Genomic DNA, 18,898 nt, shown 5'->3' with positions numbered 1-18,898 from the left:
ATCCAGCTTATTTTTTTGCCGTCATTCTGTCCGGGGAGCAGCTACTATGAGACGACTAATCGTTCGAAGACTCTTGCAAACTATACCGATGCTGTTCTTTGTTTCGCTCGTGTGCTTCGCGCTCGTGAAGGCCGCTCCCGGGGATCCGGTGCTGTCATTCGTGACGCCGAACATGCATGCGGACGATATTGAACGCGTCCGTCACAACCTTGGCTTGGACAAGCCGGGCTATGTGCAGTACGGTATCTGGCTGAAAGAAAGCCTGAGCGGCAATCTGGGCTATTCGCTCATCAACCATTTGCCGGTGATGAAACAAATCGTGGAGCGACTGCCGGCTACGGCCGGTTTAATGGGCTCGGCAATAGCGCTCGCGGTGCTGCTCGCCATTCCGCTCGGACTGTTGGCCGGGGCGAACCGCAATAAGTGGATCGATAAGCTCGTCAACTTGTTCGCGTATGTGGGCATATCGGTTCCGTTGTTCTGGCTCGCGATTCTATTCGTTTATTTCTTCTCCATCAAGATGCACTGGCTGCCGAGCATGGGCATGCACACGATCGGGAAGGAAAGCGCGATCGATGTCATCAAGCATGGGATCCTGCCTTGCTCGGTGCTCGCGATTAGCTTCCTATCCACCTATGTGCGGTACATCCGTTCGAGTACGATCAGTCAGTTGAAAGAAGACTATGTTCAAATCCAATATGCGTTCGGCTCCGGCAAACGGACGATCCTATTCCGCCATGTAATGAAGCATGTGCTGCTGCCGATCATCACGCTGCTCGGGATGTCGATGGGCGAACTGGTGACGGGGGCGATCGTAACCGAGACCGTCTTCTCCTGGCCGGGCATCGGATCGCTCGGGATGACGGCGGTACGAGGGATGGACTACCCTGTCATTCTGGGGATTACGCTGTTCTCGTCCGTCATGCTGATTCTCGGCAATCTGCTTGCGGACATTCTGTACGGCTTTGCCGATCCACGAATCAAAACAACGAGGTGAGCACATGAATCGGAGCAAATGGCGCAATGTCGGCAGAGAATTGATGACGAACAAGCTGGGGATCGTCGCGATCCTTGTGCTCGTCGTGTTTGTATTGGCGGCCGTCTTCGCCTTCCTGTCGTCCAAAGATCCTAATGAGATGACTCCGCAGAAGCTGGTGCACCCGGGTGCGGGCCATTGGTTCGGAACGGACGATTACGGACGGGATTATTTTGCACGGGCGTTGTACGGCGGACGCGTATCGCTGACGGTCGGGTTTCTGGCCATGATTCTGTCGACGAGCATCGGCGTTGCAATCGGCGTCATCAGCGGTTATTTCGGCGGGTGGATCGATACCCTGCTGATGCGTTTCCTGGAAATCATCATGTCTATTCCGTCTTTCTTGATCCTGCTGCTGCTCAGCATTTATCTCAGGCCGAGCGTCGGCAATTTGATCGTTATAATCGCGCTCTTGATGTGGATGAGCATCGCCCGGATTATTCGTGCTGAGACGCTGGCGCTCAAGGAACGCGAGTATGTACTCTATGCGAAAGCTTCCGGGCAGGGGGCGTTCGGCATTATCTGGCGGCATATCCTGCCGAACCTGGTGTCCGTCATTATCGTCAGCGCGACGAACAACGTCGCTTCGGCGATCATGATGGAATCGTCGCTCAGCTTCCTCGGATTTGGCGTGCAAGCGCCGAATGCCACTTGGGGCAGTATGCTGAACGGCGCGCAAGGTCTGATGTTCCAAGCGGCGTATTTGGCCATATTACCAGGGGTGTTGATTTTCTTGACGGTGCTCAGCTTCAACGTGCTGGGCGATATATTGCGGGTCGGCTTCGAGCCGAAGCTGGGCAAACGGTAAACCGCGGCCACGAGGAGTGAAGGAACGATGACAGAACAGCTGCTGACGGTCGACAATTTGAAAGTTTCTTTCCATACCCGGGCCGGCGAGAACCAGGCGGTAAGAGGCGTCAGTTTCCGCGTCGACGCGGGGGATACGCTCGGCATCGTCGGCGAATCGGGAAGCGGCAAGAGCGTCACGGCGAAGGCGATCATGGATTTGATCGTTGCGCCGGGCGAAATACGGAGCGGCGATATTCGCTTCCGCGGCGAGAGCCTGCGCGGGCTGCCGGAGAAGAAATGGCGCCATATCCGCGGCAATCGGATCGCCATGGTCTTTCAGGATCCGATGACGTCTCTCAATCCGGTGAAGAAGATCGGGATGCAGATCGCGGAAGTCATCCGCAGGCATCGGGGCTTGAGCAAAGAGGAATCCGTTCGCGAAGCGGTCGAGATGCTGCGCAAGGTCGGCATCAATGAGCCGGAACGCCGGGTGAATCAATATCCGCATGAATTCAGCGGCGGCATGCGCCAGCGCGTCATGATCGCGATGGCGCTCTCGTGCAGCCCGGAGCTGCTCATTGCGGACGAGCCGACAACGGCGCTCGACGTCACGATCCAGGCGCAGCTGCTCGATCTGCTTCAGAAGCTCAAAGAGCAGTCCGACACCGCGATCGTCCTCATTACGCATGATCTCGGCGTCGTTGCCAAAGTATGTACCCGCGTCGTCATCATGTACGGCGGCATGGTGATGGAAGAGGGAAGCGTCGAGGATATTTTCTATCGGACGGGTCACCCGTACACCCAAGGCTTGCTTCAGTCCCTTCCGAAGCATGGCGGGGCGAACAAGGAACGGCTCGTTCCGATCGAAGGCTCGCCGCCGGATCTGATCGATCCGCCGTCAGGCTGCCCGTTCATGGAGCGCTGTCCGCATGCGTTCGCCAAATGCGCGGAGCTGCCGCCGATGTACGAGCTCGGCCCTAATCACCGCTCGCTGTGCTGGCTGCTGGACGGCGGCAAGCAGACGCTGGAGCAGGCGTTGGCGGAAGGAGGCGCGGTCAAATGAGCAAGAACGACATCTTGGTCGACGTGCGCAATTTGAAGAAGCATTTTACGAAAGGCACGGATATTTGGGGGCGCAGCAAGGATGTGCTGAAGGCCGTCGACGGCGTCAGCTTCCAGATTCGCAGGGGCGAGACGTTCGGCCTCGTCGGCGAGTCGGGCAGCGGGAAGTCGACGGTAGGACGCTGCCTGATCCGGCTTTACGACTATACGGCGGGAGAAGTCTTGTTCGACGGGCAGGACATGTCCAAGCTCGGAGACAAGCAGTTGAAGCCTTTCCGCAGACGGATCCAAACGATCTTCCAAGATCCGTATTCCTCGCTCAACCCCGGCATGACGGTATTGGATCTGATCGGGGAGCCGATGAACATCCATGGCGTGTACAAGGGCGAGAAGGATCGGATCGAAACGGTCGGCACATTGCTGGAGAAGGTCGGGCTGAAGCGCGAGCATATGAATCGCTATCCGCATGAATTCAGCGGCGGCCAGCGCCAGCGGATTTCGATAGCCCGCGCCTTGTCCGTGCGTCCGGAATTCGTCGTGTGCGACGAGCCGATATCGGCGCTGGACGTATCCGTTCAGGCACAGGTCATCAACATGCTGGAGGATCTGCAGGCCGAGTTCGGCTTGACGTATCTCTTCATCGCGCATGACTTGTCCATGGTGCGCCATATTTCCGACCGGATCGGCGTCATGTATGGCGGCCGTCTCGTGGAAGTGGCGGACAGCGACGAGCTGTACGAGAATCCGCTGCATCCGTATACGAAGGCGCTGCTGTCGTCCATTCCGATTCCGGATCCGCGGACGGCGCGCGACAACAGTCCGCTGATTTACGACCCGCGTGCCGCGGCGGCCGCCGGGGATAACGAGCTGCGAGAAGTCAGTCCGGGTCATTTTGTGGCCGGTCATTAGAACGAACGACTAAGGGAGGAACCGATCATGGAGAACAAAGTGAAGCTGTCTCAATGGGATGCGCTCTTGCTGGAGGGACTGCGGAGATTAGGCTGGTCCGACGACGAGGTACTGCAGCGCGTGCGGGAACGCGATGATCTGCCTGCGGACGATAGCATCTATCAATTCGATTATGCGCAGCTGGCGGACTTCGCGGCAGCCAATCCGGAACTGTTCGAGTCGGCAGTGAAGAACGGCTATGCGATCAAATACAACACCGTCCGCGGCATTCGCTCTTGGATCAACGTCACGTACGCGCAAGAACCGGAGCTCGTGCTGGAAGAAGGCAACGAATCCGTTATCGCGTCGCTGACGCCTGCCGAGCATGAGCGGCTGCTGTCCGTCTTGTCGTTCGGCTGGAACGTGCGCGAGGAAGATCCCGGCGAAGCGGGCGTCTACCGGATCGAGCCGATCCAGCGCTTCTAGGCGCTGCTCCTGGCTGTTAACGCCGGCCGAACGAAGGTCGCTGGATGAAGGAAGTGAAGCAGCCGGAACCCCGGATGCCGGTTATCAAGCCGCCGTGCGGTTGCCTTTGGCAGCAGCGCGGCGGCTTTCGTTATAGATCATGAAGGGGGACTGGCCCGTGGAGAAACAGCAGCAAGCGACTATTGTGTATTGGGATACGTTCGTCCATCCGATCTTTCAGAATCGGGCGCTATATTTGGCTGCCACGGATAGCGGTTTATGCCAGATTACGCTGCCGAACGAAGCGTCGTTCGACACGGTTCGGGCGTGGATCGGCAAACGCATACCGGATGCCCGATTGGTTCAAGATCCCGAACGGCTGTCCGCATACAGCCGGCAGTTGAAAGAATACTGCGATGGAACGCGCAAGCGATTTACGTTTCCGCTCGATTTTAGAGGGACGAAGTTTCAAAATGCCGTTTGGCAAGCGCTGGCGGACATTCCTTTCGGCGAAACGCGCAGTTACGCGGAGATCGCGAGGACGATCGGTAACCCGAAGGCGGTGCGGGCGGTAGGAACGGCCAACGGGAAGAATCCGATTCCTATCGTCGTCCCCTGTCATCGCGTCATCGGCGCCAACCGGACGCTCACCGGGTTCAGAGGCGGTCTGAGAATGAAAGAGGACTTGCTCCGGCTGGAGGGCGTCCGGACGTTTACGAATACAGGGCATGAGCGTTTTCAATTCTAGGGCCGCGGCGGAGAATCGATTCGTTGGCTTGCGAACATGCAGTTGAAGCTGTTCCGGGGATCTTCGATCTCTGGTACGGCTTTTTTTGTGCTGCGGCCATGATCAACCGCCAAAGTGTAACGATTTCGCATTCCAAAATATGCTAGTATGGAAGAAGGGTTAATAGAATCGACTCACGGAGGCTGAGCAGCATGGCAGCGGCGAATTTGGAGAAACAAATGGCGTTTCTGGTCGAAATCGACAAGCTGAAGACGATTCAGCGCAAAGCGAAAATCATGCACGGCGATCGGCTCGAGAACGATGCGGAGCATTCGTGGCATCTGGCGATGATGGCGTTGATTCTGCAGCAGGAAGCGAACGCGGACGTCGATCTGCTGAAGGTCATGAAGATGCTGCTCGTCCACGACATCGTGGAAATCGATGCCGGCGACACGTTCGCCTACGATACGAAGGGGCACGAAGATAAGCAGGAGCGCGAGACGCGCGCGGCGAAGCGGATTTTCGGCTTGCTGCCCGAGGAACAGGAGCGGGAGCTGTTCGGGCTCTGGCTGGAATTCGAAGCGAAGGAGACGGCGGAAGCCCGGTTCGCATCGTCGCTCGACCGTCTGCAGCCGCTCATTCACAATCATCATAACGAAGGCGACTCGTGGCAGCGGTACAAGATTACGGAAGAGATGGTACGCAACCGCAACCGGGAAATCGCCAAGGGCTCGGAGGGGTTGTGGTCGTACGCGCAGGAGATTATCGGGCGATCGGTGGAGAAGGGTTTTTTGCGGAAGTCCTATGAGGATGTTCTTGAGGAGGAGCAGGATGGCTCGTAGTAATGTGAGATTGACTTCAAGGCCTTATGGAATTTACGTCGAAGATCTCATGGTGGGCTGAGTTCGAGGAGTGCGGCGATCCGATATTGTCGTATAAGATGGCGTAACAGATGGAATAACTTTCGCGATGAGAGGGGGCAGAATATGATCGCTTATCGATGGATGACGGTCGAACAAGTCTCGCAGTTGAAGGAAATCGACCGATCCGAGCATATTGACCTCATCTATGAAATGCAGCAGGGAGCGTTGTCGGCGATTCAACGGGATCATGAGTGCCCGAACTGGAACGACGAGCTTCTCTCGGAAATCGAGGCCAGGTATGTCATGGAGCTGCAGAAGGGCGGCGCTGCCGTCGGAGCCTTCGACGGGGATACGCTCGTCGGGTTCGGCGTGCTTGCCCACCGGTTTCGAGGCCAAGCGCAGGACCAGCTGCAGCTTGACCTGATGTTCGTGTCGCGCAACTACAGGCGTCAGGGAATCGGGAGCCGCATCCTGAGCGACCTCAAGGAGAAGGCCAAGGAACGGGGCGCCAGATCGCTCTATATTTCATCGACGGAGACGAGGTCCGCGGTGTCGTTTTATATGAGCAACGGGAGCCGGATCACGGACGAAGTGGACGAGGAGCTCTTCGAGAAAGAGCCGATGGACATCCATATGATTCAGGAGCTGTAGAGTTGTTGTTCAGCATGCCCGGACGAACCGGTTTCGTTGGGGAGCGAGTAGAGATAAAGGAGGTAAGGGGAATGTGGATCCATTTTATAAAAGAAATAGACAGTGAATTAGGGTTCAATGAGCCCGCAACAATGGAGTCCATTCAGATAGTGGAACAACAATTGAAAGCCATAATTCCTCAGTCGCTTAGAAGTCTATTGCTGGAGACGGATGGCGTTCATCACAGTGAATTTTATTATGACATCTTTTGGCCCGTTGAGCGCATTCTCAAAGAAAACCAAAATATTAGAAATGAAGATGATGTTGAATATTATGATTCCTTTGATCATTTATTATTTTTCTCCGATGCAGGAAATGGCGACTTGTTCGCGTTTCTCGTATCGAATGGAAAGGTCGAAAGCGATGAAGTGATTGTTTGGAAGCATGAGAATGATAGCAGGGAAAGGATAAGCTCCTCGCTCGAAGAATTCGTTAAAGGCTGGCTGGAAGGAACGATAGGCGTTTGAGTTGAAGACGATGATCCAATCGAAAGGTGAGACGCGCACAGTGAAGAAAACATCGATTCTAGTCGTTCTCGTCCTGCTCGTTGGCGCTGCTTCGTATCTCGTATACCGGCATGCCGGTCAGAATAAAGTGCTGCCTCGGGATGTGAATGTCACGGTTACGCTGAAACCAAGCCTCAATACGCGCTTTACGGATTTGCCGTACATGCTGGCGGTGGCGGTTCAGAACGACAAGTCTAGCAGTAATATGATATATCCCTATATTCCGGGGATGGAATCACTTTCGTTCGACGATACGGAAAAGAGAGAATTTGCGGTTCCGGGAAGCATAGGAAGCGGTTCGGCCGATGTGAAGCTCGTTCGCGAAGCGCTGGCCGCTGCCGGAATCGACGTCCCTGCGGAGCAGGATTTTGTAGGATTCCCCAGTCCGTCCGAAGCGGGACAATACAAGATGCGGGCGTATTTCAGAGCGCCGGCAGGAATTCGTCCGACCGATAAGCTGTACGTGATTTACGTGCATCATGAGAAAGGCGACTTCGGCAAAGACCTGAGCTGGACGAAGTTAATCAAAGTCAAAGTAGAACTGTAAATTTGCCGGTATACCATTCAACGAAGAAACGGGGGAGAACCATGGAAATCGTCTTGCAAACGCTCGGCAGCGAAGAGCAGAAATCGCTGTGGAAAGCGGCGTTCGAAGCGCATGATATATTCCGGCCCGAGGATTATTACGACCGATGTCTGGACGAAAACACAGCCGGCACCCGCGTCACGCTGCTAGCTTTTGCCAATCATCAGCTCATTGGCTGCTCGCACTTGAAGTACGTGTCCGCGTATCCGTACTTCAAGGAACGGCATATTCCGGAAATCAATGATCTGAACGTCTTTCCTCCCTTTCGCAGGCATGGGGCAGCCAACAAAATGATGGACGAATTCGAGCAAATCGTCGGCCGGGACCATAACCGGATCGGCATCGGCGTCGGGTTGTACAAGAGCTACGGCGCAGCGCAGCGTATTTACTGCCAGCGCGGTTACATCCCGGATGGGAACGGCGTCATGTACCGGGACATCGAAGCGCTGCCGGGATCGATGGTTCGCGTCGATGACGAATTGGTGCTTTATTTTGTGAAAGAACTAGATTACGATTAGGCGGCAATACGGATCCAAACGGTTACGGAACGGATGTACTGCGCACATGAACGAAATCAGCATGAGGATGCAACGAGGGGAGCTGCCGAATTGAAGTCTATCAACTATGCCATCGCCGCATTGCTCGTCGTCATCGTCATTCTTGCCGTCTTCTTGTTCGACAACATCAAGGCCCGGAACGACAGCGACGAGAGCGTTCGCTATTTGCACCAGAGCGCGGATAACGCGCTGCGCTATCAGCTGAGTATCGTGGCAGCAAGCTTCGGCACGGACCTGGACGAGGACGAAGACGGCTTCAACGCATGCCAAGCGGCCGTTTCCGCCGCGGCGGCCTTGTCGCCGCTAACGACCTTCGAAGCGCGCAACGACCTCATCGACGTCGTGCTGGATCGTTTCGGCAAAATGCTGAACAATCCGTCGAACAGGGAAACGGTCATTCATCAAGCGCCGGCGCTGCGGCAAATATTCATGAAGCTGAATCGAGATCCGGCGGACGTCGAGACGACGAAACGGCTGTCCGACTTAGCTGATTCGCTCAAGTTCTAAGCTGCCGCCTGTTGCCTATAAGGACAACCTCCGATTCCGCCTAGGGCGGGGCCGGAGGTTTCTTCGCGTAAGCGGCTTTGCGGGCGCGCCCGGATTGTGGCAAGATAGTAGCATTCAAGCACAACAGAGCTGGACAAGGGAGAGTGGCATTCATGCGTAAAATTATCGTGCTCGGCGGGACGCGTTTCTTCGGCCGGAAGCTGGTCGACCGGCTGCTTGAGGCAGGCGACGAGGTGACCATCGTGACGAGAGGCGGGCTGCCGAATCCGTTCGGAGACCGCGTGAAGCATATCCAGGCCGACCGGAATGACTCGGCCGCGCTGCAAGCCGCGATGGGGGATGAAGCGTACGACGTCGTATACGACAACATCTGCTACCTCCCGCAGGAGGCCGAGGAGGCCGTGAAGCTGTTCGCGGGCCGCTGCGGCAAATACGTGGTAACGTCGACGCTCAGCGTATATCCGTTCGGGGGACCGCGCAATACGGAAGCGATGTTCGATGCCCGCCGTTACGAGCTGCCCGTCTCTTATCCGGCGGACATCAACTATGGAGAAGGCAAGCGTCTCGTAGAAGCGGTACTGCTGCAAAAGGCTCCTTTCCCCGTGGCCGCGGCGCGCTTTCCGATCGTGCTCGGGACGGAGGACTACACGCGCCGGCTGCATTTTCACGTGGAACATATCATGCGAGGGCAGCCGATCGGCATTCCCGTCCCGGATGCTCCGCTGTCGTTTATACTAGCGGATGAGGCGGCGGAATTCCTGGATTGGCTTGGCCGTTCAAGCGCCGAAGGGTCGTACAATGCCTGTTCCGCAGGCGATATTACGCCGGGCGAGATCGTGAAGCTGATCGAGCAGGCGGCCGGCAAGGAAGCCGTCGTTCGGCACGAAACCGACGAAGCCGACAGCTCGCCGTTCGGCGTGCCGGGCGCATGGCAGATGGACACGGCCAAAGCAGAAGCCGACGGCTTCGTTTTCCGGGAGCTGAACGACTGGCTGCCGCAGCTGATCGGGCAGCTTGTACATGAGGAACGAACACAGCCGTGATCGACAAAGGCAGACGTTGTTGAAGGAGAGATAGAAGAACCGGCATCATTGACCGTGGCAAGCCAAGGTCAACGGCAGATCTGCATAAAAAGAAGCCTCCGCGAGCGAATGCAAGCGGAGGCTTCTTCTTATTCGTTATGCAGATGTAGTCGACTGCAGCAGCCTCAGCATCATGACGATCGCTTCGGCACGCGTCGCTTCGGCATTCGGTTCGAATCGATTGCCGTTTCTTCCTTGCACGATACCTTGTTCTTGGAGCGCGGCGATCGCGTCTTGCGACCAAGACGGGAAGTCCGCTTCGTCGTTGAACGATGCGCCGGCCGCCGACTTGGCATGCAGGCCGAATGCTCTGGCCAGCATGACGGCGATCTCTGCCCGGCTAATCGTATCGTTCGGCCGGAAGCTGCCGTCTTCGTAGCCGGTCAAGATGCCGATTCCGGCTGCCTGTTCCACGGCCGTCTTCGCCCATGCGCCGATCGATTGCTCGTCCGTGAAAGAAACGGCGGTCTTGCCGTCGGCTGCGGCCGGATGCACGGCCCTCATCAGCATGACGATAAACTCGGCGCGCGTAACTTCGGCATTAGGCTTGAACGATCCGTCCGTATAGCCGCCGATGATACCGGCCGCTGCCGCTTGCTGAATGAACTTCTCCGCCCAATGTCCGGAAGTGTCGCTGAAGGAGGACGGGTTCGGCACGTCCGGTGTTCCTGGCACGCCCGGTGTTCCTGGTACGTCCGGAGTTCCTGGTACGTCCGGAGTTCCTGGCACGTCTGGTGTTCCTGGAACATCCGGCACGTCCGGAACGCTCGGTACATTCGGAGTCACCTTTTTCCAGCGGGCATAGAGCGTGATATCGCCGGTAATAGGCGTGCTGGCATCCCATATCGTCGTCAGATCGGCATCCGTATACCAGCCCGAGAACTTGTACCCTTTGCGAGTAGGATCGGCCGGCTTGCTTGCCGTTTCATCCTTCGCGACCGTCTGCGGATCTACCGCGCTGCCGCCGTTGGCGTTGAAGGTTACGGTGTAATTGGCAGTTTCCGGCGCAACCTCGCCGCCAGGATTGAGTTGGAGCGGCAGCGTGCTCAGGCCGCCGTACAAATGGAAGCCGATATATCCGGAAACCGGAATATTGCTGTTGTTCGTCTCGTCATAGTTATCCAAATAGTCGTAGATCGTATTCCCGTCTATTTTGACGATGATCCTTGTTCCGGCTGCGGTATTCAACACGCCGAACTGCATGTCGTATTCCCTGCCCAGTTCGAAGATCCCGTCGTTCGGAACCTGATAGTCGCCCAGGCTGGACGCTCCGCCGAATTTCTGGAGCTCGAACACGTTCTGCTTGAAGCCGAGCAGGTAATTCGTGGCGCCCCACGGGTCGCCGATGGTATTGCTGTTGCGAAGCGAGATCGCAAACCAGTCGTTATTCCAGTTATCACCCGGGTTGCCGAGCTTCATCTTGAAATGCCAAATGGCGTAGTTGGGAAGTTCATACCCTTCAAAGCCCAGATGGTTGCCCGTAAAGGTGATGTGCTCGTCAGGCGCGCCAGTCAGGTCGAATTGCGCGCTGGAGGATTTCTTCCACCCGGCCTCATCGTCCATGAGCACGCTCAAGTCCGCCAAACCGCTTGTTCTCGCCACTTCCAGCGCGTCCATGCCGTCTTTCAGTTTCTGGATCATGGCATCGATGGTCGTTTGCGCAGCGTTGGATTCGGTCATCAGGTCCTGCGCGTCGGCGATGATCGCGGCAAAGTCGTCGTGGGCCGCCTGCGGGTATTCGCCGGTTGCCGTGCCGATCGTGATGCCGTTCAAATAGTTCTCGCCAACCTTGATTTGCGCATCCAGAAGAGTGGTGTCGGCGACTTCTTGCAATGCCGTGGTAAAGCTATATACGCCATTGTCGTCAAGCTTCCGGATCGGGTTTTTAGCCGACGTTCCGATTGCCTCTACATGCCAGTAATAGGTCGTTTTTGCGTAGTTCAGGCCGGCAACCTCGATGGAATTATTCTTGGTCGTGCCGGTAAACACGACGTCCGCCAGGTCGGGATCAGTCGCCAAGGTGACCTTATAGTCTGTCGCGCCGACGGCGTGGTTCCACATCAGGTTCAGCTTATAGGCCTGTACGTCTGTCGTTCCGTTAAACGGATAGGTCAGGCTAAAATCGTTCATCACGAAGATTTTGCTTCTATGCGAGTCGAGGTATTGCCCGACCGAAGCATAATCCGGATTGACGAAATCGCTGCCGACGTCCGAAGGGATCTCGGCCAACGAGTAGTCGTTAACCGACGGATCATTGAAAGAGCTGTCATCCGTCAACGTCGCGTTGTTTTCCCGTGTCAACGTCGGCAGGGCCGAGGAAGCGATGTTGTAATCCCCGGAATCGTAGCTGACGTTGTTCGTGATGACGTTGTCCCTCGCCGAGTTCAGATATTCGCTCTGGCCGACGCCGCGCGGTTGCAGCGCGTTGATCGCGTCGCCTCTGTCCTGCCACCAGGAGAGCGCGCTGTCCCAAGCCGGATTGTCGTAGCCGATCGCGTCGTACTGGCCGACCATCTGGTCCTGGTTGCCTTGGTTCCAGTTGTAGTTGACGATGCTGATCGGCGTGGCGCTGTTGACGAACACATTGCTGTCAATATGGTTGCCCCATGAGCCATGGCCGAAAACAGGCGTTTTTACGTTATAGAACATGTTGCTCTTGATGGTCTCGCCGCCCATGTTGTCGTCGAAATAGATGCCATAGGCGCTGTTCTTGCCTTCCAGCCCGGTGATATCGTGCAGCAGGTTGTTTTGGAAGGTGAGGTTGACGTCGGTCCAGTTGCGCCCGCCGTAAATCGCGCCGGCATCGTCGGACTCCGAGACAAGGTCATACAGCTCGTTGTTCTCGAACACGTTGTTGACGCCCCCGATCAGAAGCCCGGAGTGAGGCCCGTCGTGGATCACGTTGTTCGCCACCCTTGCGCCGACCGTTCCGGTCTTGACGCTGATCGCAGGGGTGTACGTCTTGCTGACCAGGTTGAATCTGGAGAAGTAGTTGTTCGTCACATAGTCGCCCGAGTCGGTCAGTTTCTCCTTGTCGCCCGAGCTGTCGATATATATTCCTCCTTTGGAGAGGTCGTAGATATCGTTGCCGGTGAACCCGGAGTTCGTAGCGGCCTTTATGTCCGCGACCTTGCCGCCCAGATTCCTGAACGTGCTGCCTGCCACCATGACGTTGTCGGCGTTTCTGATGTTAAAGGCCGCCGCGCTCGTCGCTTCGAAAGTAAGGCCTTCGAAGTTCAGGTAATTCGCTCCGTTGACAAGGATCATGTTCTTGTCGAGCGTGGCAAGCTGGATGTGGCTGCCGGCCAAATCGTTCGTGGTCGGGTAGTAGTACAAGATGCCCGTGTCCCTGTCAAGGAACCATTCGCCAGGCATGTCGATCTCTTCAAGCAGATTGAATACATAGAAGCGCTTGTCCCTGGCGACTCCGAAATCGGATGTGCTGCCGAGCGTCAGCGTTCTATCCAGGGTATTGGCGGTAATTGGCATGGAATCGTTGAACCAATCCCAGTACCAGTAGCCGGAGGCCCACGCCTGATCGGCTTGCGCCCATCTGTCGGCGGCTTCCGGGATCAGCTGGGAAGCGGCGTAGGAGAACGTCGCGCCTGTGCTGCCGCCCTGCGGAGTCTTGATCGCGCCGGTCGTGGCATAGCCTTGGTTAGGCCATTGGGCGATGGTTTGACGTATGTCGTCGACATACATCTGCGTCGAATCCGGATCGTCGAGCGTGTTGGGGCTGGCTCTGCGAATGCTGCCCCATTGCGAGCTTGGGATGCCGAGCTCGTTCAAGTCTACTTGCATCACCCTGTTCGCGACGCCCGGGTACAGTCTTGCCTTGATGTCCGTGTCCGTCACGGGCGTAAAAGCCGAGCCCGGTATCGTCTGCGCGCCGGAGAAGATGACCTTCTCGTCATTGTAGGCCTTATAGGTTACTGGTTTGTCCGCAGTACCGGAGTCCGCCGCACCGAACTCGACGGTTGAGGTAAGCACGTACTCCCCGCCCCTTAAGTAGACGGTAATTCCTCCATCCGGCACCATTTCATCCGCCATGTAGGCGCGCACGGCGTCTCTGGCTCGCTGCAAGGTCTGAAACGGGCTGCCGACGCTGCCATCGTTCGAGTCGTCCCCGGCCGGCGACACGTAGAGCTCGGATGGCCCGTACGCGAAGTTTTCCGGAACGATGACCTTGGCCGTGCCCGATTTGAGCGCATCCTCGACGGATGCGGCAACCACCGTCAGCAGGCTTGCGTCTTCGTCAGCTCCGACCGTCAGCAAGCCGTCCGAGGTGATCGAAGTGTCCGCGCTGGTGTTTCCCTGCACAGACCAGGTCACGTCCGTGCTTGCGCCGGAACCGGTCACGACGTCGACCGCTGCGGTAAAGCTCGCGCTTTCGCCTTGTCTGACGTCGATCTTGGCCGGATCGACGGTCACGGTCTTGACCGGGCCGTCCGCGGGGTAGATCGTAAACGGCGATCCGGTCATGCCGTACATGTTGATCGTGAGATAGCCGTCCTGATCGATGGGAGCGATATGTGCAGGAGCATTCTCGCCGTAAGAAGCGCCCGTGTCCACGAGATCGAATACGGTCTTGTCGGCTACCTTCAGGATCAGTCTGACGCCGCCGTCCACGTTAAGCGAGCCGAGTTCATAGTTCTGAACCACGCCGGCCTTGGCGGCGACGTTGGCTACCGACGCGACGATTTTCTGCTCGGCGCCGTTCGTAACCCTGTAGAGGTCCCATTGCGAGCGGTCGCCTGCAAGCCTCATAAAGTAATCGGTGGTGCTGGAGTCGTCTACTAACGCCTTCTGTGCCCGGAGCTGGAATCCGATCCAGCCGCTCCCCAGCGCGTCTAATTTTCCCTTGAACGCCCAGACCGTGTTCTTATCGACGGGCTGTGCATAAGAGAACGAGTTGCTCCAGTTGACCGCGGAATTCTGAGCGCCCGGGGTGAGAACAACGTTCTGGCCGGAGGCTTCGACGCGATCGCCGGTTGATGACGGATGCGCCTGCCAGTTGGCTAATGTGCCGCTCGTCATAAGCGTGCTGATGTTGGTGAGCTGATAGTCCCCCGATGTGCCGGATCCGTTGTCGAGAGGCGTTATCGGATATTTCGCCGTGTCGGCAGGGGTAATCTGGGCGTTGTTGGCAATGCCGCCCGTCTGGCCCGTCAGACCTTGGAAATAGAGCTCGAAGCCTTGCGACTGGTCTGTAATGGCGGAGTCTGCCGCGTCGCCGGTGTCCAGAACGTTAAACACGGAGACACCGTTGACTTCAAAGACGAGCCTTACGCCGCCGTCTTCATCGAGTGCGCCGACGACGATTTCTTCTTTCGTGTTGACGGCGAGCAAACCGTTGTTAGGCACTTCTGCGAGCGTGGTCTCCGTCCAGTTTGAATTGGAGCGCCGCAGCTGCAGCGTGCCGCCGTTATCCGTGGAATAGCGGATGTAATACATCCGAGGATTATAGGTATCCGCGGCCAGCACCGTCGTCCGCGGTTTGAAGCCGAACTGAGCGCTGCTGCCCAGCGTGTTGATCTGCATGTCGAACGCCCAGGCGGTGTCCGTTGGAATCGGCTTCGCGTAATAGATGTGCGATGCCCACGTCCCTGTGCCGGTTGCCGACTGCCGGGATTCGCCGAACACCATATTGAACTGGCCCTGTGCCAGGCTGCTCGCGGCGTCCATGCTGACCGTGTCCCAACTGTCGGTATCCTGCATGAGCTGCCCCAGGTTGGTTACTTTATAATCTTCCGAGGGTATCGCCGCGTCGGTCGGAGAGATGTCTATGTCGGTCGCGTTAAGCTGCGCGTCGAGCTGAGCCATGTCCGCCTGCTCGTCGCGGCCTGCTTCGGAATCGGACGGAAGCGCCGCGCTTCCGTCGTCCGGCGAGGGTTCGGCCTGTTCGACGGTGCCGGCTGCGCCGCTCTGGTCATCGACGGAGTCCGCGAAAACGGGAATCTGTACGAGGCTCAGGGTCATCATCAGCGTTATGAGGACCGCCATCATCTTTTTAATTGCTTTGCTGCTCAATCCTGTCACTCCCTTATTCATTTTTCCTTGATAACGTTTACATTTAGGCATGCGCGTTCGTTCGCCGCCGAACGTATCCATCACCTCCGTTTAGGAGAAGCATGCCATGATCCATGCTTCTGTTGTACTGCTAAAAACTCGTTTTTCTTCTGAACGCATTGCTCATATGGCATTTTTCAGTACAAAACGAGCATGAGCGACAAGGGAAAGGGCGAGCAGTGCTTCGCGCTAGAATGCTGATATAATAGAATGCGAGCGTACGTGCTCGGAGCTAGACGATCATGAATATATGAAATCATCGGAGGTCAATCCATCATGATAATGGATGAACAAATCAAAGCGTCAGAGGTTTGGCTGACAGGGCTCGACGGCGAGGATTTAGGCATCGTGTCCAGGGAAGAGGCTTTGCGGATGGCGAGAGAACATAAGGTCTCGTTAGTGTGCACGTCGCTCATGAGCAGTCCCCCGCCGTGCCGGCTGATCAGCCGAAGCGCGGCGAAGCAGGATATGAACGCGCAGAAGCGGGAGGAGAAGCGCAAGGAGCAGCCGCAGAAGACCAAAGAAATCCGGCTGACCCCGCATATCGAGGAGCATGATTACGATACGAAGCTGCGTCAGATCGCGAAAATGCTGGAATCCGGCAGCGCCGTCGAGTTAACGGTGCGCGTGCAAGGCAAGGGGAAGGAAAGCCAGCAGGCGAAGGCGCTCCTGGAGCGGCTGCTTGCGGATCTCAAGGGCAAGGGGACGAAGGAAACGGGGATTCAAGTCAGCGGGAAGGGTGCCGCCGTCAAGGTGCTTCCGATCGAATAGGCATCGTTGCCATTTTAGCGGGTTCAGTCCGATAGGGCGTTCTCTCGCCGAAGGAAGCTTTATACCAATATTGGTTGAAGCTTCCTTATTCTCTGTGGCATAATCAATTTGACATCGGACAGGGGGCTGGCTTACTATTAACCTGTCAGATAGGTTGCTAGGTGAGGGGGAGAGCTGAAACCATGCCAAAAATTCAAAAGATTCTCGTGCATGAGCAGGTGTCGCAAGAAATACAAAATTATATTCAAGAGAAAGAGCTGTCGGAAGGCGACAAGCTTCCCTCCGTTGAGGAAATGACGCAAATGTTCGGCGTCGGCCGCTCGTCCCTGCGCGAAGCGCTGCGGTATCTCGAAGCGATGGATATCATCCAAGTGGAGAACGGCAAGGGCATCTTCGTCCGCGACGTGAACACCTTCCGTTTCATGGGCAAAGTCAAGGTCGAGCAGGAGCGGGCTTTCTTGCTGCATACGCTCGAGGTCCGGCGAGCGCTTGAAGGACAAGCCGTCCGGCTGGCGTCCAAGCGGATCAACGACAAGCAGATCGCGGAAGTCGAGGCATGCCTGGCGGAATACCGCGAGCGGAAAGAAGCGGGCAAAGATACGTCGCAGATCGATTTGGCCTTTCATCGTTATATCATCAAGGCGGCGGGCAATCCCGTGCTGGAGACGGTATTGGATTCTTTCTCCGGGCTTTACGAGAAGTTCTTTAACGATCCGCTGGGGGATAAACAATTGTTTGACGAGACCTATCCGATGCATATTACGATGTTCGACGCGATTCGGATTCATGATACGGAGAACGCGATGGAAGAGTTTTACAAGATGATGGACTGTCTGGAAGCGAAGATCAAGAGCGTTTAAGGGAGCCCTTTTTTTTATTGACAGCGGTTAGCGCTTTCAATATAATCAAACCTATCAGACAGGATGACTGTATGATACATCTAGATGGGGGGAAATCTATATGACTAATCGCAAGAAGGTTTCTGCTTTATTGCTTTGCGGTGCGTTGTCTGCGGGATTGCTGGCAGGCTGCGGCAGTAAGAATGACTCATCGAATGAAAGCGCTGACGGCGGTCAAGTGACGCTGCGCATGATCGAAAGCTTAACGAGTCCGAAACGGACGACACTGATTCAAGCTTCCATTGATAAATTCGAAGCGGCTAATCCTGACATTAAGGTGGAGCTCATTTCTCCTCCATTCGACCAAGCAGACAACAAAATCAGAACGATGCTCGGAGCCAAAGAAGACATAGACGTGCTCGAGGTTCGCGATTTGACGGTCTCCGAGTTTGTGAATAACGGCTTTATCGAGCCGCTTAACGAATATGCCGACAAGTGGTCGGATTATTCCACGGTCAGCGCGATTTCGAAATCGCTCGGCTCCGTGGGAGACAAGCTGTACTTCGTACCGAACGGCTTGTACGAGCGCCAACTGTTCTACCGCGCGGACTGGTTCAAGGAGCAAAACTTGACGCCGCCGAAAACATGGGACGAACTGTTCGAAACGGCGAAGAAGCTGACGGATCCGTCCAAGAACCGTTACGGCTTCTCGTTCCGCGGCGGTGCCGGCGCGAACGGCACGACGGACGCGATGGTGCTCGCTTTCAACGGCGACAACGTCAACCTGGAAGATTCCATGTTCACCAAAGACGGCAAGACGGTCTTCTCGACGCCGGAAGCGAAAGCCGCGATCGAGCTGTACCAGAAGCTGTACAAAGAAGCATCGCCGCCGGACTCCGTCAACTGGGGCTTCCAAGAGCAGGTGCAGGCGTTCACTTCCGGCGTAACGGGCATGCTGCTGCAAGATCCGGACGTCATTCAATCGCTGCAGGAGAAAATGGCCGAAGGCACTTGGGCAACGGCGCCGCTGCAAGCCGGACCGACCGGCAAAGCGCTGCTCGCCGCAGGCGGAGCAGGCTGGGGCATCGCGGCCGAATCCAAGCATAAAGAAGCCGCTTGGAAGCTGATCTCGTTCCTGTCCAGCCCTGCAGAGAACACGGAGTTCTCGAAAGCATACGGACTCATTCCGATCCATACGTCCGCTTCGGAGGACGAGTTCTTCAAAACCGGCCCTTACAAAACGCTGCTCGACATGACGAACGCGCCGGATACGTTCTTGAACTTCAAGCCGCCGTTCGAATATCCGGGTACGGGCCAATGGGGTCAAGTCGAGATGGAATCCGGCCAAGCCCTGCTGCTCGGCCAAGCTTCCTTGGACGATACGCTTAAGAAATGGGACAGCTACTGGGCAGACCAGAAGGCCAACCTGAAGAAATAGACGTCGGTCATTGAGTTGATGCG

17 protein-coding genes are annotated in these 18,898 nt (G+C 56.5%); 16 read left to right on the top strand and 1 reads right to left on the bottom strand.

Annotated features, from left to right (window positions below; genetic code table 11):
- Positions 1-46: 46 nt before the first annotated feature.
- The 13 genes from GZH47_RS13055 to GZH47_RS12995 all read left to right on the top strand — a co-directional run bounded on the left by GZH47_RS13055 (position 47) and on the right by GZH47_RS12995 (position 9,719).
- On the top strand, positions 47-997 hold the full coding sequence (locus tag GZH47_RS13055) for an ABC transporter permease (RefSeq protein WP_162640485.1): 951 nt from the start codon (positions 47-49) through the stop codon (positions 995-997).
- 4 nt (positions 998-1,001) lie between these two features.
- Positions 1,002-1,844, top strand: a complete 843-nt coding sequence (locus GZH47_RS13050) for an ABC transporter permease (protein WP_162640484.1) — start codon at positions 1,002-1,004, stop codon at positions 1,842-1,844.
- Positions 1,845-1,871: 27 nt separating this feature from the next.
- Positions 1,872-2,888 (top strand): ABC transporter ATP-binding protein, encoded by a 1,017-nt coding sequence (locus tag GZH47_RS13045; RefSeq protein WP_162640483.1) that lies wholly within the window; start codon positions 1,872-1,874, stop codon positions 2,886-2,888.
- The gene (locus tag GZH47_RS13040; protein WP_162640482.1) at positions 2,885-3,796 is read left to right on the top strand and encodes an ABC transporter ATP-binding protein; all 912 of its coding nucleotides are present in this window, start codon (positions 2,885-2,887) and stop codon (positions 3,794-3,796) included. Before GZH47_RS13045 ends, GZH47_RS13040 begins: the two co-directional genes overlap by 4 nt.
- A 27-nt stretch (positions 3,797-3,823) precedes the next feature.
- Positions 3,824-4,261: a hypothetical protein gene (locus GZH47_RS13035; RefSeq protein ID WP_192043605.1), complete on the top strand. Its 438-nt coding sequence runs from the start codon at positions 3,824-3,826 to the stop codon at positions 4,259-4,261.
- 157 nt (positions 4,262-4,418) lie between these two features.
- On the top strand, positions 4,419-4,988 hold the full coding sequence (locus tag GZH47_RS13030; RefSeq protein ID WP_404823782.1) for a methylated-DNA--[protein]-cysteine S-methyltransferase: 570 nt from the start codon (positions 4,419-4,421) through the stop codon (positions 4,986-4,988).
- A gap of 191 nt (positions 4,989-5,179) precedes the next feature.
- Complete coding sequence (locus GZH47_RS13025; protein ID WP_162640480.1) at positions 5,180-5,809, top strand: HD domain-containing protein; 630 nt, start codon at positions 5,180-5,182, stop codon at positions 5,807-5,809.
- Between the two features lie 144 nt (positions 5,810-5,953).
- Entirely contained in the window at positions 5,954-6,481 is a 528-nt protein-coding gene (locus GZH47_RS13020) for a GNAT family N-acetyltransferase (protein ID WP_162640479.1), read from the top strand.
- A gap of 71 nt (positions 6,482-6,552) precedes the next feature.
- Entirely contained in the window at positions 6,553-6,987 is a 435-nt protein-coding gene (locus GZH47_RS13015; RefSeq protein ID WP_162640478.1) for an SMI1/KNR4 family protein, read from the top strand.
- A 40-nt stretch (positions 6,988-7,027) separates the two neighbouring features.
- Positions 7,028-7,573 carry a hypothetical protein gene (locus GZH47_RS13010; RefSeq protein ID WP_162640477.1) on the top strand — a complete coding sequence of 182 codons (546 nt, stop codon included), beginning with the start codon at positions 7,028-7,030 and terminating at the stop codon, positions 7,571-7,573.
- A gap of 41 nt (positions 7,574-7,614) precedes the next feature.
- The gene (locus GZH47_RS13005; RefSeq protein WP_162640476.1) at positions 7,615-8,130 is read left to right on the top strand and encodes a GNAT family N-acetyltransferase; all 516 of its coding nucleotides are present in this window, start codon (positions 7,615-7,617) and stop codon (positions 8,128-8,130) included.
- A 90-nt stretch (positions 8,131-8,220) separates the two neighbouring features.
- The gene (locus GZH47_RS13000; protein ID WP_162640475.1) at positions 8,221-8,676 is read left to right on the top strand and encodes a hypothetical protein; all 456 of its coding nucleotides are present in this window, start codon (positions 8,221-8,223) and stop codon (positions 8,674-8,676) included.
- Between the two features lie 152 nt (positions 8,677-8,828).
- Positions 8,829-9,719 carry an NAD-dependent epimerase/dehydratase family protein gene (locus tag GZH47_RS12995; protein ID WP_162640474.1) on the top strand — a complete coding sequence of 297 codons (891 nt, stop codon included), beginning with the start codon at positions 8,829-8,831 and terminating at the stop codon, positions 9,717-9,719.
- A 135-nt stretch (positions 9,720-9,854) separates the two neighbouring features.
- Here GZH47_RS12995 and GZH47_RS12990 read toward each other — a convergent pair whose 3' ends face one another.
- Entirely contained in the window at positions 9,855-15,788 is a 5,934-nt protein-coding gene (locus tag GZH47_RS12990; protein WP_162640473.1) for an S-layer homology domain-containing protein, read from the bottom strand.
- A 312-nt stretch (positions 15,789-16,100) separates the two neighbouring features.
- On the opposite strand from GZH47_RS12990, the gene infC reads away from it, so the two are divergent.
- From infC to GZH47_RS12975, 3 genes are all read left to right on the top strand, one after another.
- A complete protein-coding gene (infC, locus tag GZH47_RS12985; protein ID WP_162645222.1) occupies positions 16,101-16,598 on the top strand; it encodes a translation initiation factor IF-3 in 498 nt (165 codons plus the stop codon).
- Positions 16,599-16,780: 182 nt separating this feature from the next.
- Positions 16,781-17,458 carry a FadR/GntR family transcriptional regulator gene (locus GZH47_RS12980; RefSeq protein ID WP_162640472.1) on the top strand — a complete coding sequence of 226 codons (678 nt, stop codon included), beginning with the start codon at positions 16,781-16,783 and terminating at the stop codon, positions 17,456-17,458.
- Positions 17,459-17,558: 100 nt separating this feature from the next.
- Complete coding sequence (locus tag GZH47_RS12975; RefSeq protein ID WP_162640471.1) at positions 17,559-18,875, top strand: ABC transporter substrate-binding protein; 1,317 nt, start codon at positions 17,559-17,561, stop codon at positions 18,873-18,875.
- Positions 18,876-18,898: the final 23 nt, after the last annotated feature.

This window comes from Paenibacillus rhizovicinus (assembly GCF_010365285.1).
GTDB classification, from domain to species: domain Bacteria; phylum Bacillota; class Bacilli; order Paenibacillales; family Paenibacillaceae; genus Paenibacillus_Z; species Paenibacillus_Z rhizovicinus.
This window is presented reverse-complemented; position numbering and strand designations above follow the sequence as displayed.

Excerpts from the sequence above, each read along its gene's own strand:
- GZH47_RS13040 (WP_162640482.1), top strand. The coding sequence starts at position 2,885 with ATGAGCAAGAACGACATCTTGGTCGACGTGCGCAATTTGAAGAAGCAT.
- GZH47_RS13055 (WP_162640485.1), top strand. The coding sequence starts at position 47 with ATGAGACGACTAATCGTTCGAAGACTCTTGCAAACTATACCGATGCTG.
- GZH47_RS13035 (WP_192043605.1), top strand. The coding sequence starts at position 3,824 with ATGGAGAACAAAGTGAAGCTGTCTCAATGGGATGCGCTCTTGCTGGAG.
- GZH47_RS12975 (WP_162640471.1), top strand. The coding sequence starts at position 17,559 with ATGACTAATCGCAAGAAGGTTTCTGCTTTATTGCTTTGCGGTGCGTTG.
- GZH47_RS13045 (WP_162640483.1), top strand. The coding sequence starts at position 1,872 with ATGACAGAACAGCTGCTGACGGTCGACAATTTGAAAGTTTCTTTCCAT.
- GZH47_RS13025 (WP_162640480.1), top strand. The coding sequence starts at position 5,180 with ATGGCAGCGGCGAATTTGGAGAAACAAATGGCGTTTCTGGTCGAAATC.
- GZH47_RS12980 (WP_162640472.1), top strand. The coding sequence starts at position 16,781 with ATGCCAAAAATTCAAAAGATTCTCGTGCATGAGCAGGTGTCGCAAGAA.
- GZH47_RS13020 (WP_162640479.1), top strand. The coding sequence starts at position 5,954 with ATGATCGCTTATCGATGGATGACGGTCGAACAAGTCTCGCAGTTGAAG.
- GZH47_RS13005 (WP_162640476.1), top strand. The coding sequence starts at position 7,615 with ATGGAAATCGTCTTGCAAACGCTCGGCAGCGAAGAGCAGAAATCGCTG.
- GZH47_RS13015 (WP_162640478.1), top strand. The coding sequence starts at position 6,553 with ATGTGGATCCATTTTATAAAAGAAATAGACAGTGAATTAGGGTTCAAT.
- GZH47_RS12995 (WP_162640474.1), top strand. The coding sequence starts at position 8,829 with ATGCGTAAAATTATCGTGCTCGGCGGGACGCGTTTCTTCGGCCGGAAG.
- GZH47_RS13050 (WP_162640484.1), top strand. The coding sequence starts at position 1,002 with ATGAATCGGAGCAAATGGCGCAATGTCGGCAGAGAATTGATGACGAAC.